General features: G+C 65.4%; 13 protein-coding genes. 6 read left to right on the top strand and 7 right to left on the bottom strand.

The features are described from left to right. Window positions 1–3: 3 nt before the first annotated feature. Both F3J17_RS16790 and F3J17_RS16785 read right to left on the bottom strand, forming a co-directional pair. On the bottom strand, window positions 4–1,608 hold the full coding sequence (locus F3J17_RS16790; protein ID WP_167060759.1) for a bifunctional protein tyrosine phosphatase family protein/NAD(P)/FAD-dependent oxidoreductase: 1,605 nt from the start codon (window positions 1,606–1,608) through the stop codon (window positions 4–6). 58 nt (window positions 1,609–1,666) lie between these two features. Continuing rightward, on the bottom strand, window positions 1,667–2,020 hold the full coding sequence (locus F3J17_RS16785; protein WP_167060756.1) for a metalloregulator ArsR/SmtB family transcription factor: 354 nt from the start codon (window positions 2,018–2,020) through the stop codon (window positions 1,667–1,669). A gap of 127 nt (window positions 2,021–2,147) precedes the next feature. Here F3J17_RS16785 and F3J17_RS16780 point away from each other — a divergent pair, with 127 nt between their 5' ends. From F3J17_RS16780 to F3J17_RS16770, 3 genes are all read left to right on the top strand, one after another. Continuing rightward, window positions 2,148–3,053: an MBL fold metallo-hydrolase gene (locus F3J17_RS16780; RefSeq protein WP_205194829.1), complete on the top strand. Its 906-nt coding sequence runs from the start codon at window positions 2,148–2,150 to the stop codon at window positions 3,051–3,053. 179 nt (window positions 3,054–3,232) lie between these two features. Continuing rightward, a complete protein-coding gene (locus F3J17_RS16775; protein ID WP_167060751.1) occupies window positions 3,233–4,201 on the top strand; it encodes a zinc-binding alcohol dehydrogenase family protein in 969 nt (322 codons plus the stop codon). A 36-nt stretch (window positions 4,202–4,237) separates the two neighbouring features. Then, window positions 4,238–4,414 (top strand): DUF1427 family protein, encoded by a 177-nt coding sequence (locus F3J17_RS16770; protein ID WP_167060748.1) that lies wholly within the window; start codon window positions 4,238–4,240, stop codon window positions 4,412–4,414. 21 nt (window positions 4,415–4,435) lie between these two features. On the opposite strand, the gene F3J17_RS16765 is transcribed toward F3J17_RS16770, so the two are convergent. The 3 genes from F3J17_RS16765 to F3J17_RS16755 form a co-directional block, all read right to left on the bottom strand. Further along, a complete protein-coding gene (locus F3J17_RS16765) occupies window positions 4,436–4,888 on the bottom strand; it encodes a host attachment protein (RefSeq protein ID WP_167060745.1) in 453 nt (150 codons plus the stop codon). Between the two features lie 260 nt (window positions 4,889–5,148). Further along, window positions 5,149–5,283 carry an entericidin A/B family lipoprotein gene (locus tag F3J17_RS16760; RefSeq protein ID WP_027816744.1) on the bottom strand — a complete coding sequence of 45 codons (135 nt, stop codon included), beginning with the start codon at window positions 5,281–5,283 and terminating at the stop codon, window positions 5,149–5,151. A 127-nt stretch (window positions 5,284–5,410) separates the two neighbouring features. Further along, window positions 5,411–6,514, bottom strand: coding sequence for a glycosyltransferase (locus F3J17_RS16755; protein ID WP_167060742.1), 1,104 nt, complete (start codon window positions 6,512–6,514; stop codon window positions 5,411–5,413). A 195-nt stretch (window positions 6,515–6,709) separates the two neighbouring features. Here F3J17_RS16755 and F3J17_RS16750 point away from each other — a divergent pair, with 195 nt between their 5' ends. Then, the gene (locus F3J17_RS16750; RefSeq protein ID WP_167060739.1) at window positions 6,710–7,270 is read left to right on the top strand and encodes a flavin reductase family protein; all 561 of its coding nucleotides are present in this window, start codon (window positions 6,710–6,712) and stop codon (window positions 7,268–7,270) included. A 240-nt stretch (window positions 7,271–7,510) separates the two neighbouring features. Further along, window positions 7,511–8,542, top strand: coding sequence for a glycosyltransferase (locus F3J17_RS16745; RefSeq protein ID WP_167060736.1), 1,032 nt, complete (start codon window positions 7,511–7,513; stop codon window positions 8,540–8,542). 17 nt (window positions 8,543–8,559) lie between these two features. On the opposite strand, the gene F3J17_RS16740 is transcribed toward F3J17_RS16745, so the two are convergent. Beyond that, the gene (locus F3J17_RS16740; protein WP_167060734.1) at window positions 8,560–9,975 is read right to left on the bottom strand and encodes a calcium-binding protein; all 1,416 of its coding nucleotides are present in this window, start codon (window positions 9,973–9,975) and stop codon (window positions 8,560–8,562) included. 282 nt (window positions 9,976–10,257) lie between these two features. Here F3J17_RS16740 and F3J17_RS16735 point away from each other — a divergent pair, with 282 nt between their 5' ends. Beyond that, a complete protein-coding gene (locus F3J17_RS16735) occupies window positions 10,258–12,093 on the top strand; it encodes an alpha/beta fold hydrolase (protein ID WP_167060731.1) in 1,836 nt (611 codons plus the stop codon). 165 nt (window positions 12,094–12,258) lie between these two features. On the opposite strand, the gene F3J17_RS16730 is transcribed toward F3J17_RS16735, so the two are convergent. Beyond that, entirely contained in the window at window positions 12,259–14,784 is a 2,526-nt protein-coding gene (locus tag F3J17_RS16730; RefSeq protein WP_345891211.1) for a glycoside hydrolase family 2 protein, read from the bottom strand. Between the last annotated feature and the right edge of the window lie 64 nt (window positions 14,785–14,848).

Raw genomic sequence — 14,848 nt, 5'->3', positions numbered from 1 at the left:
GGGTTACGCGTCGCTGGCGCGTGCGCCCGTGAACCACTCGCGGCCCTTGAGCATGCCGCTCCAGTAGAAGCGCGGCAGCACGCTCGCCTTGAGGAACCACATCAGGCGGCGCGGGCGCGTCGGGTCGAGCGGGAAGGTCGGCAGCAGCTTGCCACCGTAGCCGAATTCGGCCAGCACCACCTTGCCCTTTTCGACCGTGAGCGGGCACGAGCCGTAGCCGTCGTAGCGATAGTGCATTTCCACATGCGCACGCGCGGCCAGCAGGTTTTCCGCGACGATCACGGCCTGCTTGCGGGCGGCCGCGCCGGTCTTGGCATTGGGCGCGGAGCACACGTCGCCGAGCGAGAACACATTGGGCCAGCGCGGATGCTGGAGCGTGGCGTGATCGACTTCGCACCAGCCCGCTGCATCGGCGAGATCGCTTTCGCGGATGAAGTCGGGCGCGACCTGCGGCGGCACCACGTGGATCATGTCGAAACGCTTGTCGATGCGCGTGACGTTGCCGTCGGCGTCCTTCACTTCGAAGGTGGCCTTGCGCGCCGGACCGTCGATGGCCACCAGGTTCGAGCTGAACGCGAGCTGCGCGTTATAGCGCTTCACGTACTCCATGAGCGGCGGCACAAAAGTGGGCACGCCGAACAGCACGGCGCCCGCCAGATCGAATTCCACCTTCACTTTCGGCAGCACGCCGCGCTTCATCCAGTGGTCGCAGGCGAGGTACATGGCCTTCTGCGGCGCGCCGGCGCATTTGATCGGCATGGCGGGCTGGGTGAAGAGCGCGGTGCCGCTTTGCATCTTCTGCACCAGCTCCCAGGTGTAGGGCGCGAGGTCGTAGCGGTAGTTCGAGGTCACGCCGTTCTTGCCTAGCGTTTCCTGCAACCCGGCGATGCGCTCCCACGCAAGGCGCAAACCAGGCGCGACGATCAACTGCTTGTACGCTACGGTTTCGCCATTGGTGAGACGCACGAGGTTCTGCGCGGGCTCGACACGCTGCGCGCCCGCGCGAATCCACGTCGCGCCTTGCGGCATGACGCTCGCCATCGGACGGCGCGTCTTTTTGACGTCGAAGGCGCCGCCGCCCACCAGCGTCCAGGCGGGCTGGTAGTCGTGGGTGTCGTTTGGCTCGACGATAGCGATGCGCAGATCGCGCCGACGGCGCAGCAGGCTCGACGTCACGCTGATGCCCGCAAGACCGCCGCCGATCACGACGACGTCCCAGGGCTCCACTTCGCCCGCCGTGTCCGGGTTCGACGCGGCGACGGGCGCGGCCACGGCGCTCGCCTGCGCGAACTGCCACAGATTGGTCGCGCGGTTGCCGGTGCGGCAGTAGGCGAGCACGGGCGCGGGCAGATCGGCCAGCAGCTGCGCGAATTGGGCGACATCGTCGGGGCCGATCTTGCCGGGCGTGACGGGCAGATAGGCGAACGTCAGACCGAGCTGTTCGGCGGCGGCGCGAATGTCATTCGACGCGGGTTGCGTCGGGCCGCCTTCGCCATCCGGCCGGTTACAGATGATCGAACGAAAGCCCGCGGCCGCGATGGCGGCGAGATCGGCGGGCGTGACCTGGTCGGCGCTCGCGAAGCGCGCGTCGTGTTGCACGATTTGCATGGGCTCGAAAACTCCTGGTATGGCTGAATGATTGGCGACTGCCGCGGCGCGATGCGCCTCAAGCCGGGCGCGCCGGTTGTGCGGCCTGGGCCTTGAGGCGGCCGCAATAGAGGCTGGAGAGCGTCTGCATCACCTGGATGACTTCGGTGCTGGCGAGGCGGTAGTAGATGTACTTGCCTTCGCGGCGCGTCTCGACGAGACCTTCCTCGCGCAGCACGCCCAGGTGCTGCGACAGGCTCGGCTGATGCACGCCGACCAGCGCCTCAAGTTCGCCGACATTGCGCTCGCCCTCGGTGAGCTGGCAGAGCAGCAGCAGACGGTCTTCATGCGCGAGCGCCTTGAGCAGCGCGCAGCACTTTTCGGCCGATTCGCGCAGGGCGGCGAGCGCGTCGGGGGTGATAGGAGAGTTCATGGGCAGGTCACCGAAGCGATGCGGGAAACAATGTGCGACATCATGGAGCGGCTGACAGTTTGTTGACAAACATTATATCGATTCATAATATGTGCTTCAACAGAATATGAGCCGTATGGAGTCGTCGATGTCAGAACACGTGAACACTGCGTCAGCCTCGTTGGCCGAAAGCGCCGCCGCGCGGGTCGAGCCGTTCTTCGACCCGGTCACCTCAACCGTGACGTACGTAGTGCATTCGGGACGCGGATCGGCCTGCGCCATCGTCGATCCGGTGCTGGACTACGATCCGAAGTCGGGCCGTACGTCCACGGAATCGGCGCAACGCGTGATCGCCTTCGTGCGCGACCACGGTCTCACGGTGCAATGGCTGCTGGAAACCCACGCCCATGCGGATCACCTCTCCGCCGCGCCCTTCCTCAAGCGCGAACTGGGCGGCACCATCGCGATTGGCGAGCACATCCGCACGGTGCAGGGCGTGTTCGGCACGGTATTCAATCTCGACGGCGCGCTGGCGGGCGACGGCAGCGAGTTCGACCATCTCTTCACCGACGGCGAGACTTTCCAGATCGGCCCGCTCGCGGCGCGCGCGATGCACGTGCCCGGCCACACGCCCGCCGATCTCGCCTACCAGATCGGCGACGCGGTGTTCGTCGGGGACACGATGTTCATGCCCGACGTTGGCTCGGCGCGCTGCGATTTCCCCGGCGGCGACGCGCACACGCTCTATCGCTCGGTGCGCAAACTGCTCGATCTGCCCGGCGAAACGCGGCTTTTCATGTGCCACGACTATCCGCCCCCATCGCGCGGCCCGAGCTTCCAGAGCACGGTCAGCGCGCAGCGCGAGAGCAACATCCACCTGAACGAGCGCGTGAGCGAGGACGCCTTCGTGCAGATGCGCAGCGCGCGCGACCGCACGCTCGCCATGCCGAACCTGATCCTGCCGTCGATCCAGGTGAATATCCGCGCGGGACTTCTGCCCGAGCCGGAGGACAACGGCGTGCGCTACCTGAAGATTCCGCTCGACGCGCTTTGATCCCGCGCTTCGATTCGACCCAAACGGCCTGCCTTCGCGCAGGCCGTTTGCGTTTCGCCTTGGCTTTGTCCGAAATTCGAAAGCATCTGTCCACTCGACTGCGTTCCGGCAATCTAGACTGGCTTCACGTCGTCACCGACATTGGAACCGACACCGCAACCGATCTCACGGAGCCCATCATGAAAGCCATCCAGTTCAAAAACTTCGGCAAGCCTGACGTCCTCGAACTCGTCGATCTGCCGACGCCCACGCCCGCCGTGGGCCACGCACTCGTGCAGGTGAAAAGCGCCTCGGTGAATCCGAGCGACGTGAAAAACGTCTCGGGCCACTTCGATCACACGGTCCTGCCGCGCGTGCCGGGCCGCGACTTCAGCGGCGTGGTGGTTTCAGGCCCGGACGAGTGGATCGGCGCGGAAGTCTGGGGCACGGGCGGCGACATCGGCTTCACGCGCGACGGCACGCACGCCGAATTCATCGAAATTCCGGTCGCCGCGCTGGCACGCAAGCCGAAGGCGCTCTCGCATGCGCAAGCCGCGTCGATTGGCGTGAATTTCGTGGTGGGTTGGCTGGGCACGGTCGATTATGCGCAGTTGAGCGCGGGCGAAACGATCGCGGTGATCGGCGTATCGGGCGGCGTGGGCGGAGCGGTCACGCAGATCGCCAAGGCGCGCGGCTCGCGCGTGATCGGCGTCGGGCGTGAGGCGCCGGATGCGGATTCGCCGGCCGCAAAGCTGATCGATGGCTTCGTGCCGATGGACGCCGATACTGCCGCGAAGGTGCGCGAACTGACCGGCGGCGCGGGCGCGGACGTGGTCTACGACGCAGTGGGCGGCGTGGCCTTCGAACTGGCGCTCTCGCTCGTCAAGCGCCGCGGCCGTGTGGTCGAGATCAGCGCGACCGGCAAGCGCCGCGTGGAGTTCGATCTGATCGACTTCTATCACAACGAAACGCAGCTGCTGGGCGCCGACAGCGCGAAGCTGGGCGTCGCCGAAGCCGCCCCGATCATGCGGGCGCTTTCCGAGGCCTTCGACGCGGGCAAGTTCGCCGCACCCGTAGTGGCCGAGCGCTTCGCGCTCGAACACGCCCAGGACGCCTATGCGGCGGTGGCGGCGGGCACGCGCGGGCGCGTGGTCATCGACATCGCCTGAGCGCGGCGCGCATTCACACGAACCCGGGAGTTCGCCATGAAGGCTTATCTGGTTTCGTTCGCCGTGGGCGCGCTCGCGGGCCTGCTTTACAGCGTGCTCGACGTCAAATCGCCCGCGCCGCCCACCATCGCGCTGGTCGGCCTGCTGGGCATGCTCGCGGGCGAGCATGCCATCGGCTTCGTGCGTAACTGCATCACACATCTGGCGGGTTGATGGGCAGGCTGGATCCTTGCGTCAGGTCTGCGCACGCACCAGCCGCTCGGGAAAGTGTGTGCGCAGCGTGCGTGCGTCGAGCAGCGCGAGATCCTTGTCCAGTTCCAGCGTGACGAGGCTTTTCGTCTGCGGGTCGAGCGCCTTGCGCAGCACGCCAAGAAAGGCCGGCGGCGCGGCCAGCACGAGCGTGCCGTAGCGGCCGTCGTTGCGCGCCTTCGCCAGCGTGGTGGCGACCTGCGCGGCGAACACCGTCGATTCGTGCTCGTGATGGGCGGTATCGGGATCGCTCGACTGGCGGCCCGCCGTGGAGCGCTCGGTGCGGCCCGAGCGGTCGCTCACGAGGCTCTGCTCAGGCACGCGGCTTTCCGGATGCAGCAGCGTCTCGATTTCCTCGATGGCGCCCAGCGGATTCTCCGTGGCGAAAATGCGCGCGGTGACGCGATTGGCGACGACGACCCAGATCGACTTCGACATGCTTGCCTCCCTGCCAGTGCTCCAGCCGCCACAACCCAACACGTTGCCGAAGCGATGAATGGACTCGCGCGGCGCGGCGCGAATATCAAGGGTAGCGCTTTCGCGCGAGATGACGGCGCCTGGATGCGCGAGGCGCATTCCCGGCACGGCCGCGAAAAAGAGGGCGCAAGTGGCTGGAAAGCAGAAGGGCCGCTCGCGCATCGACCGAAATCGAGCGGGAACGGCCCTGGTGGCGTCAGGCGAAGCGTGGAGGTTAGTGCTTACTTCGCCTTGTCCGCCGAATTGGTGATGGCGTTGCCGCCCTTCGAAATATCTTCGCCAGCGCCGGCAATCGTGTTGCATGCGGCGAGCGTGACGGCGAAAAGGGCAAGGGCAAACGCAAGATAACGCTTCATGTGGCTCATGTCGGCTCTCCTTTTGATGGAATCCCCAGCAAGTCCTGATGCCCGGCACCGCGCGCGGTCATCGCGACGATTGTACGCGTGAACCGGGGCCACATGCTCTGGCGCGCTTCAGCGAGATTCAGGTTCGCCGATGTTTGCGCACCACCAGCCACTTGGGCGAGCGAAACCGCACGATGCTCACATAAAGCCACACGTAAGTGAGCGCAAACACCACCACGAAACAGAACAGATGCAGCGTGTGGCGCCAGAACAGCGTGGCCGGAATCACGGCGATCAGGCATAGCAGCCAGAGATACGGCGAAGTCAGCGAATTGCGGCGCGTGAGTTCGCGTGCGGTGCGCGCGCCCACGGCCCAGCGCATCAGCCGCTTGTAGACCAGCATGTGCAGATGCACGCCGTCCGGAATGCCGGGCGACATGCCGCGCACGAACTTCTTGCGGTAGATCGAAAAACAGGTCTCGAAGATCGGGTACATGAACAGCAGCACCGGATACCACGCCGAGACATCGCGATTGCGCATCACCAGCAGGATCGACAGTTCGGCCAGCATGAAGCCGATGAAGTACGCGCCGCCGTCGCCAAGGAAGATCAGGCCCGCCGGGAAATTCCACATGAAGAAGCCCAGCACCGCGCCCATCATGATGAACGACGCCGACAGCACCACCGGATCGTGCACCTGGAAGGCCACGTAGGCGAGCGAGGCGAACATCATGAACGCGACCATCGATGCGAGGCCGTTGAAGCCGTCGATGATATTGATCGCATTGGCGAGCGCCGCCACCGCGAGCACGGTGATGACGCAGGAAATCGCCGCGTAGGACAGCAGGAAATCGAGCGGCGGCACGCTGATGCGCGTGACCGCGATGCCCAGCAGGAAATACGCGAGCGCCGCGGCGGCCATGGTGCAGATCAGGCGTGCGAGCGGCGAGACTTTCTTGGTCAGATCTTCGGTGAGACCGGAGGCAAACGCGGGCAGCCCGCACGCCACGATGCCGAGAATGCCGCCCGACACCGCCGGGTACGCGCCGTGCAGTTGCGCCGCAGCGACGATCAGTCCGGCCAGGATGCCGGTTCCGCCGATGCGCGGCACCGGGCGCGCATGGAATTTCTGCACGCCAGCGAGATCCGAATCGACGGAAAACCTTTCATGCAGATGCGCATAACGCACGATCAGCAGCGTGACCAGCAGTGAGACGATGAAGCCGAGTGCGAAACTAAGCATGAAAGGTAAACGCAGGGCGCAAAAGGGGAATGCGGGATTATACAAAGGCGGCGGGGCGTGCCATGCGAGTTCGCGATGCCGCTCCCGCGCGCCCGACTTGCCGGACATGTGCGCGGGGGCGTACAGATGGCGCCTGCGCACTTTGTTCAAATGACCGCTCAAGCTGCACGCTTTGACGCAGAGGGAGACTGGACGATGAACGCACCTGTGCCTGCGGCCGCCGCCGAAACGCTTTCGCATCGAACGGCGTCGCCGCTCAAGCATTCCAGCGATCCCCGCCTGGACGAGCGGCAGTTGCGCAGCGCGCTCGGCCGGTTCGCGACGGGCGTCGTGGTGATTACGGTCGGCAGCGGCGATACCCTGCACGCGATGACCGCCAATGCCTTCATGTCCGGTTCGCTCAGGCCGCCGCTGATTGTGGTGTCGGTCGGTCATCGGGCGCGCATGCATGAGCGACTGATGGCCGCCGAGCGCTTTGGCGTCAGCGTGCTCTCCGCCGAGCAGGAACCGCATAGCCGCCACTTCGCGGGTGAGCCGCAAAGTGCGCTGGAGCTGCGCTTTGCGCAGCTCGATGGCGTGCATGACGTTGGCTTGCTTGAATATGCCACCGCTCACTTTGGACTTCGAACCGTCGATCGTCATCCTTGCGGCGATCACACCTTGTTCGTGGGTGAAATCCTCGCGTTTTCGCTGGACGAGCGGCGGCCATTGCTGTTCATTGGCGGTCGCTACGCGTCGGTCGCCGCCGATCGCTGAGTGCCCGTGGATGACCTGACGACGCGGCTTGCCTCGGCGTGACGCGCGCCCGCGCGGATGTAAGGCCGAAACCCAAGGCCCGGGCTTTCGGTGGCTTTCCGCATTGCGGGAACCTAGCCCGTGCATGATAGGATGGCACGCCCAATTTGATGGGCCCGGGGGCGATGCCGACGCGGGTCTGTCAAGGGCGAACCCCTTGCGTCAACTCATACGCCCGTGCATTAGGGCTCTTCATTGCCGATGATCCAGGAATACGGACACGCTGGACACGCCGACCGCACCGATCTGCCCGCGAACGACGCTTCGCGCCCACTTGTGTCGATGCTGCTCATCGCGTTCAACCAGGCCAGTGTCATCGCCGACGCCGTCGCGGGCGCGCTTGCGCAGACCTACTCGCCGCTCGAAATCCTGATTTCGGACGATTGCTCCAGCGATGACACGTGGGCGGTCATCGAAGCCGCCGTGCGCGGCTATAGCGGTCCGCATCGCGTCGTCCTGAACCGCAACGAGCAGAACGCAGGCATCAGCGCGCATCTTTCGCAACTGGCCGCGATGAGCAGGGGCGCATTGCTGGTGGTAACGGCTGGCGACGATGTGTCCGCGCCCGAGCGCTGCGCGCGTCTGGTCGAATGCTGGAACGCGCATGGGCGCAGCATCGACCTGATTGCTTCCGACCTGGAGGAGTTCGAGGGTGTCGCGGGGCAGGCCGCCCGCATCGCGCCCACGGGGCTCGACCAGTACAAAGGATTCGACGATTGGAAGCGCGGGCAGCCCTGGGTGGTCGGCGCGTCGCATGCGTGGTCGCGGCGGCTGTTCGAGCGCTTCGGGCCGATGTTGCCGGGCGCGATGGCGGAAGACCAGATAATGACCTTTCGCGCCGTGATGTCCGGCGGCGCGCACAGCCTGCGCGAGCCGCTCGTGCGCTACCGGCGCGGCGGTCTGTCGGGCAAGAAACGCTATCGCACCGTCGAGCAGTTCGTCGAGCGTGTCAAGCGCACGACGGCGTTTGGACTGGCCGAATCGGAGCAGTTCCAGCGCGACGCGCAGATCGCGGGTGTCGGCGACGAAATGCGCACGCTGCTCGTGCCCAAGCTCGCGCGTGAGCGTTATGCACGTGACGTGTTCGCTTTGCGGGGCATCGGCGCCAAACTCCAGTTGCTCCTGCGCACTCCGAACGTCAAATTCGGCTTCAAGATCCGCATGTTCCTCTATGCTGCGTGCCCGACCGTCTATCGGCCTTTTTTCGCGCTGCGAGCGCGCCTCAAACGCTGACGCAACGTCGCCGCGGATCAGGTGCCTTGCGTGCCCGAGAACGTTAACTCCAGCATGAGCGGATGATCGGGCACCGCCACCTTGAGCCTGCGCACATTGCGATGGCTTGCCAGCGGGGTGGCGGAAACGAGCGGATCGTAGATCACCACGCTGCTTGCGTTCGCACCGATGTCGAGTTCGACGTCGGCGGCCGGATTCGTGATCGGCGTGCCCGTCGCGCGGTTCCAGATCTGCGTTTCGTCCCAGAGTACCAGCACGAAACGGCCATCCTCTTTCTGCAGCAGCAGGCTATTTCCCGATACAGGCAGCCCTGACAACGTATAAGCGGGCGGCGGCGCGCCGCGCTTGTCGGCACCTGCGCGAGGTAGTGCGCTGGCGTTCAGGATCGTCGTGAGATTGCGGACCGCGTGTGCCACGGGCTTCGGACTGTTGTCGTTGCGAAAGAAGCCGTAGTGCATTTCGTTTTCCTTGCCTTGCGTATCGGGCTTCTGATCCAGCAATTCATAGGCGTAGGTGCGCGCCACTCCGGCCGCCGCCGCGTCCATATAACCGTTGAGTATGCCTTTCGCCTGGGTCTGCTCGTCGACGCCAATCATCAGCCAGCCCGACTGAGGCAGCGAGAAATAGCCGAATTCCGTGATCACATTCGGCCGTTGAAACTTCTTGAAGAGCTCGATGGCGGGCGGCATAAATTTGTCGCCGTTCGCGTTGTAAGACGGTTGCTCGCCGTTCTGCGGATAGATATGCATATTGGTGTAGTCGGCGGCATTGGCGCGCGTGTCGACCGGTTTGGGATCGAAGCCCGTGAGGTCATAGACGGCGACGCCCGCTAGCTGCGGTTCGCTGTGCACGCGCCGGTATATCTCCCGCTGCACGGCGAGCCCGGCCGCCGTGCCGGTGAGGCCTTTATAAGGCACCGGAAAGTTATCGACTTCGTTCAAACCTTCGATGGCCGCCACGCTGCCGGGCACGGCGGTGTTCAGTTGCGCGCTCAGCTCGACCGCAGTTGGAATTGGCGAGTGAAGAAACAGGTTGAATCTGGCGCCGCGCTGCGCGAGGAAGGCATAGCTTGACAGCGGTACGGTGCCGCCCGGCGTTTCATCGCGCACATGGTGGATGCCGAGCCATGTCAGATCGTCGGCGACGTTGCGCAGATTCGCATAAGCGCCGTCCGTGTAGTTAATGTGCGTGTTGACGCCGAGCGTGTCGATGAACGCGCTCACGGGCATCGCCCGCACGGCATCCCCTGCCTGTGAGCCCATCGCCCAGGCCAGAGCGAGCAGGCCCGCGCCGAGCATGCTCGCCACGCGCGAGCCGATCGGTTTGCGTGACAGGGTGGCGCCCGTTTGCTGTGATCCACGGGCGCGGTGCGGATCATGTGAGAACGACATGAACGTGCGCAGGGATGCGGCGGGAACGGCGGAATGCTTCACAACGGACTCCTCGCTTTATACGTGTGCTGGCGTCGAGCCCATCGCAGGTGGGTACGTCGCAAAGTTCTGCCTTTTTGGCCAGTTAATTCTGACGTCGTGTGACACCCGATGTGTGTGCGACGGCGCACGGATCGAGAAAACCCAGAAGCTTATATTTCACTTACAACGCGTCTCTTACTAGCGGGAAGGAATGGGCGCGCGTGCGAAAAGTCGGTGAGCGTCTCCCCGGCCGGGCAACGGCCTTGGTGAGCATCGGGTCACAATTCAGACGGTGGCGAATCAATGAAACCAGTTGTCTTTGACGGCTGTTTTGGCTGGCTGCATCCGGCACATTCCAGCACTGGGGTCGTGCTCTGCAATCCGTTCGGCTATGACGCGCTTTGCACGCATCGAAGCTGGCGCAAGCTCGCCGCGCGCCTCGCAGCTGCAGGGTTGCCCACGCTGCGCTTCGATTATCCAGGCACCGGCGACGCGGCGGGATTCGAGGAAGATCCCGGCCGTTTCGGCGCGTGGCTGGCGGCCATCGAAGCGGCCGTGTCGCGCCTGCGCGCATGGACGGGCGTCGAGCGCGTGGCGCTGGTGGGCGTGCGCTTCGGCGCTACGTTGGCTGCGCTTGCCGCACAACGCCTTGGAAATATCGATAGCATTGTATTGCTTGCTCCGCCTGTCACGGGGCGCCGTTATCTGCGCGAATTGCGCGCGCACCGCACCGCGTGGATGAGTACGCCGGCAGGCGCGAACGCCGCCCCGATTGCCGACGACGAGCAGTACGCCGAGGCCTTCGGCTTTGGCATTCACGGCGTAGATATTGCCCAGGTGGGCGCCATCGACATGTTGGGCGGCACGCGCACGCCGGCACGCCGGGTGCTGTTGCTCGACTCGACCGGCACGAATCTCATCGACAAACTGGCGCAGCACTACGAATCGCTGGGCGCCGAAGTCGAGCGTGGCGATTTTGAGGAATCCGATCGATTCTTCCTTGAGCCGCTGATGAGCGAGGAACCGACGGTGGCGTTCGGCCGGGTAGTCAAGTGGCTCGCGCAGAGTGCGTCGCCTGCAACGAGGGCAGCGCCGTCTGCCGCGTTGCCGGAACCCGTCATGACGCTGGCCCACGGTGCGAGCGAGCGGCCGGTCACGTTTGGCCAGTGCTTCGGCATTGCCTGCGAGCCCGATGCGCCGCGCCAGGGCGCGCCTGCCGTGCTGCTGATCTGCACGGGCGCGTCGCACCATATTGGCGATGGCCGTTTCCTGGTGCTGGTTGCGCGCCGCCTCGCGGCGCTCGGCATTGCATCTCTGCGCATGGATTTGCGCGGCCAGGGCGATTCCACGTTGCTTTCCGATGAAATCACGCTGGATTCAATCTACGCGCAGTCTTCGCGCGAAGACGCAGGGGCGGGCGCGCAATGGCTGGCCGCACGCGGCCATGCGCGGGTCGTGGCGTTCGGCGTCTGCGGCGGTGCGTTCGCGAGCGTGCAAGCCTGTGCGTCGCATCCGAATATCGCTGCCGGTTATGCGGTGAACCTGCAGAAGTTCGTCTGGCATCCGTCCGACGAGCCAGCACGGCCCAGCTGGTTCGCCTCGATGAAGGCATCCTGGCATGCCGTGCTGACCGGCGAAAAGCTGTTGCGCGCGCCGATCGATTCGGTCTCGAACAGTCCGCTCGTCATGGCCCGCGAAATGACGCGCCGCGTACTTGTGCGCAGCTGGTTCGCGAGCAAGGCGCGCCGCGCGCTGCGGCGCGTTGCCTTCGCGGGTCGGGACTGGCTTGCGCGCACGCGGGGTAGACAGGTCTCCTCCTCCGAAACGCGCGCCTTGCTGCATTCGATCCAGAAAAGGAACGCGCATCTGCGTCTTGTCTATGGCGAGCTGGATCGTGGACTGGAGGAAGCGCGCGTGCAGCTCGGCGCTTCGCTGGGCGCGCTGCGCTCCTTGCCGAACATTCAGGTGAATGTCATACCGAAGCTCGACCACGCGCTATACACGCGCGAGGCCCGCGCGGCGGTCATGCATGATCTCGTTGACTGGCTGCAGGCGGAGTTCGCGCTTGAAGACGAGCTTGAACGCGGTGCCGGGCGCCGCGCCGCGCCGCGCTGCATCGGGTCGCCTGCACGAGGCTGATGGCGTATCGATTCGTGCGATGGACCATGCAACGTCACGCGGTTCATCGCACTTGACTTCGCACCGTGCGAACGTTGTCCACTCAGCGCAATGCGCCGTACGATCACCCTCACATGAAAAGGCGGGGCATCTCTACGATGTCCGCGCCCGATTCCTTTTTAGCTCTTATCGATACATGACCGGCGACTGCGCATTGATTGCGCGGATCTCGCCATCGGGCGCGCGAGCGTCGATATCGGTCTTTGCGTCCAGCGGCAGCAGATCGATCGTCACGGGCCGGTTCGGCGCGAGATGAAACCAGTCGCGGCGCGCCCGATAGTGCGCATCGGCGATATGGACGCAGCGCGCGAAGCGTCGCGCTTCCAGCACCAGCTGCCAGCCGTGTTCGCCTCGCTGCGGCGTGGCCACGATGCCCAGATCGTGGCGTTCCAGCGCGCGCCGCTCGGGCAGGTGGAACGCCTCGGCGATCACGGTACTGCTCGCGGGATCGCGTAGCGTGACCAGCGTGACGTCATGGGAACGCGGACCGAAGCGGTATGCGTGCGTGAAGTCGAAGAAGCGCCCGAGCAGATCGGCGGCGCTCACGCGCTGCACGCTGCGCGGTGCGAGTTCGACGGCCCGCGAGGCCTGCGCGACGCTCACGGCGCCGTCGCGCAGGCAGACCAGTTCGAGCTGCAAGGCGAACGTCCCGGCGCGTTCGTTGACGAGATGGATATCGAGCCCGTTGAGCCCTTCATCGGTGATCGCGACCTGGACGGGACTGAGCACCTGGGCGAGCGCATGCCACGCGCTCTTGGGCCGCCCGCACGCATCGATGACGCCCCAGCCCGCGCCCGCGCGCAGATCCTGCAACTGCCACACGATCCCGCCGCCGCACGATGATCCTGCGCGCCGCCATTCGGAAAACACCTCGATCATCAATTCGGCGACCACAGCGCGCGAGAGATCCAGATAGCGCTGTGGGTCTTCATAACGCACGCTCGAAGGCTCGATGCCAAACAGCGCGCGCACGTAATGATCGCGCACGTCGTCGAAATCCCAGCCCGCGCCAGGGTCGCGCGGCACTGCGGTTTTCCAGCGCGGATCGTGCGCGTGGATCGTGCCGAGCGCGTCGTGCAGCGTGGCGTCATCAGGCACGTTGGCAAATGCAAGGCACTCCGAAGCAAAACGCACTTGCGAGCGGCGCACGTCTTCGAGCGGCCGCTGATACGCGCTCACGCCGTAGTAATGAGTCACGCCGGTACGCGTCGAGAACGGCCAGTTGCCACCCGACGGCGAATTGGGCACATAAGCCACATCGGGCCGCTCGCGCGCCACGATGGTGGGCAACTGCTGCGTGAACAGCGCCTGCCCGCGCATCTCGGGCGGCAGGCCGAACATCGCGCCCTGCTGGTCGGCTTCGCTGCCGCCGCATACCACGGCAAGCGCGGCGTAACGGCGCGTGCGGGCGAGAAACTGGCTGGCTTCCGCTTCCACCGCGGCGGTGAAGGCCGCGTCGGTCGGATAGTCGAAATTGGCGAACGCGAAGTCCTGCCACACGAGGATGCCGTACGCGTCGGCGAGTCGGTAGAAGGTATCGGACTCGTAGACCATCGTGCCGCCCACGCGGATCATGTTCATGCCCGCGTCGCGTGCGAGCGCGAAGGTGTGTTCGAGCTGCGCCTCGCTGCCCGCGAGCGTGACGAGATCCGCGCTCGTCCAGCACGCGCCCCGGCAGAACACGGGCGTGCCGTTGATGCGTAGCGCGAAACCCGCGTCATCGGCCAGATTCAGATTGCGGTCGACTTCGATGCTGCGAAACCCCACGTCTCCTAGCGCGATTTCGTGTTGCGCGAGGTGCACCGTCAGCGCGTGACGCGTGGGCTTGCCGTGCGTGTGCGGCCACCAGCGCTCGACTACGGGAACCCGCAGCGTGCCGCGTAGCGTGTGTGCGTCCTGCCAGGCGAGCGGGATTTCGGCACCCGAGCAATGCAGCGTCGCCGGTTGCGTGCCGTCGTGGGCATGCACGAAGCGCAGCGTCACGTCGACGATGCCATCGTCGACGTCCAGCGTCGTGGCGATATCGGCGCTACTGATCGCATCAGGCACATCGCCCAGGACTTCGATCGGCCGCCACGGCCCTGCCGCATGCACCGACGGGCACCAGCCCGGCATATGGCCGAGCAGCGTGGTGCGCACGTTGCGCAGCAAGGGTGGCGACACCAGACGCGGACGCCAGCGCGCCCGCGTGCGCCGCGCACCGAGCGCCGCGTCGAGCGAGCGGAAACACAGCGCGAGCGTGGCCGTGCCGTGCAATTCGAATTCGACATCATGCGCGACGAACATCGAATCCGATTCGAGCAGCAAGGTGTCGTCGAGCCAGACTTCGGCGATCGAGGCAAGACCCTGCAGGCGCAGACGCCGCGTGCCGTGGCCCGTGAGCGTCGTGCGATACCAGTGATCCTGCGAAGCAAAGGGCGGAGCGCGTTCGATATCGAGCTTGCCCGCCGCGCGCATGGCCGATGCGATCGTGCCGGGCACCGGCGCGTCGAGCCAGTCGGAGGCGTTCGTGCCAGTGTCGAGCGCAGAGGGTAACGTGCACGCGTGCGCAGGCGTCGATACACAACGCCACGACGCATCGAGCGGCACGGGCCATATCGCGTGGTCGGATTGCGCGGAAACAGGCGCAGGCGCGGGCGCGCCTTGCGGCACGTCCGCGCCCAGCTCGTTTGAATCGTAGGGCAGATTACGCACGCGTTGTCCCCCGGCGGACGTG

The organism is Burkholderia sp. Ax-1719 (assembly GCF_011753055.1).
Taxonomy (GTDB): domain Bacteria; phylum Pseudomonadota; class Gammaproteobacteria; order Burkholderiales; family Burkholderiaceae; genus Paraburkholderia.
Note: the sequence above shows the minus strand (reverse complement) of the source record. Positions and strands in the feature narration are given on the sequence as shown.

Coding starts and splice junctions, on each gene's coding strand:
- F3J17_RS16790 (WP_167060759.1), bottom strand. CDS start 1,608: ATGCAAATCGTGCAACACGACGCGCGCTTCGCGAGCGCCGACCAGGTC.
- F3J17_RS16785 (WP_167060756.1), bottom strand. CDS start 2,020: ATGAACTCTCCTATCACCCCCGACGCGCTCGCCGCCCTGCGCGAATCG.
- F3J17_RS16780 (WP_205194829.1), top strand. CDS start 2,148: ATGTCAGAACACGTGAACACTGCGTCAGCCTCGTTGGCCGAAAGCGCC.
- F3J17_RS16775 (WP_167060751.1), top strand. CDS start 3,233: ATGAAAGCCATCCAGTTCAAAAACTTCGGCAAGCCTGACGTCCTCGAA.
- F3J17_RS16770 (WP_167060748.1), top strand. CDS start 4,238: ATGAAGGCTTATCTGGTTTCGTTCGCCGTGGGCGCGCTCGCGGGCCTG.
- F3J17_RS16765 (WP_167060745.1), bottom strand. CDS start 4,888: ATGTCGAAGTCGATCTGGGTCGTCGTCGCCAATCGCGTCACCGCGCGC.
- F3J17_RS16760 (WP_027816744.1), bottom strand. CDS start 5,283: ATGAAGCGTTATCTTGCGTTTGCCCTTGCCCTTTTCGCCGTCACGCTC.
- F3J17_RS16755 (WP_167060742.1), bottom strand. CDS start 6,514: ATGCTTAGTTTCGCACTCGGCTTCATCGTCTCACTGCTGGTCACGCTG.
- F3J17_RS16750 (WP_167060739.1), top strand. CDS start 6,710: ATGAACGCACCTGTGCCTGCGGCCGCCGCCGAAACGCTTTCGCATCGA.
- F3J17_RS16745 (WP_167060736.1), top strand. CDS start 7,511: ATGATCCAGGAATACGGACACGCTGGACACGCCGACCGCACCGATCTG.
- F3J17_RS16735 (WP_167060731.1), top strand. CDS start 10,258: ATGAAACCAGTTGTCTTTGACGGCTGTTTTGGCTGGCTGCATCCGGCA.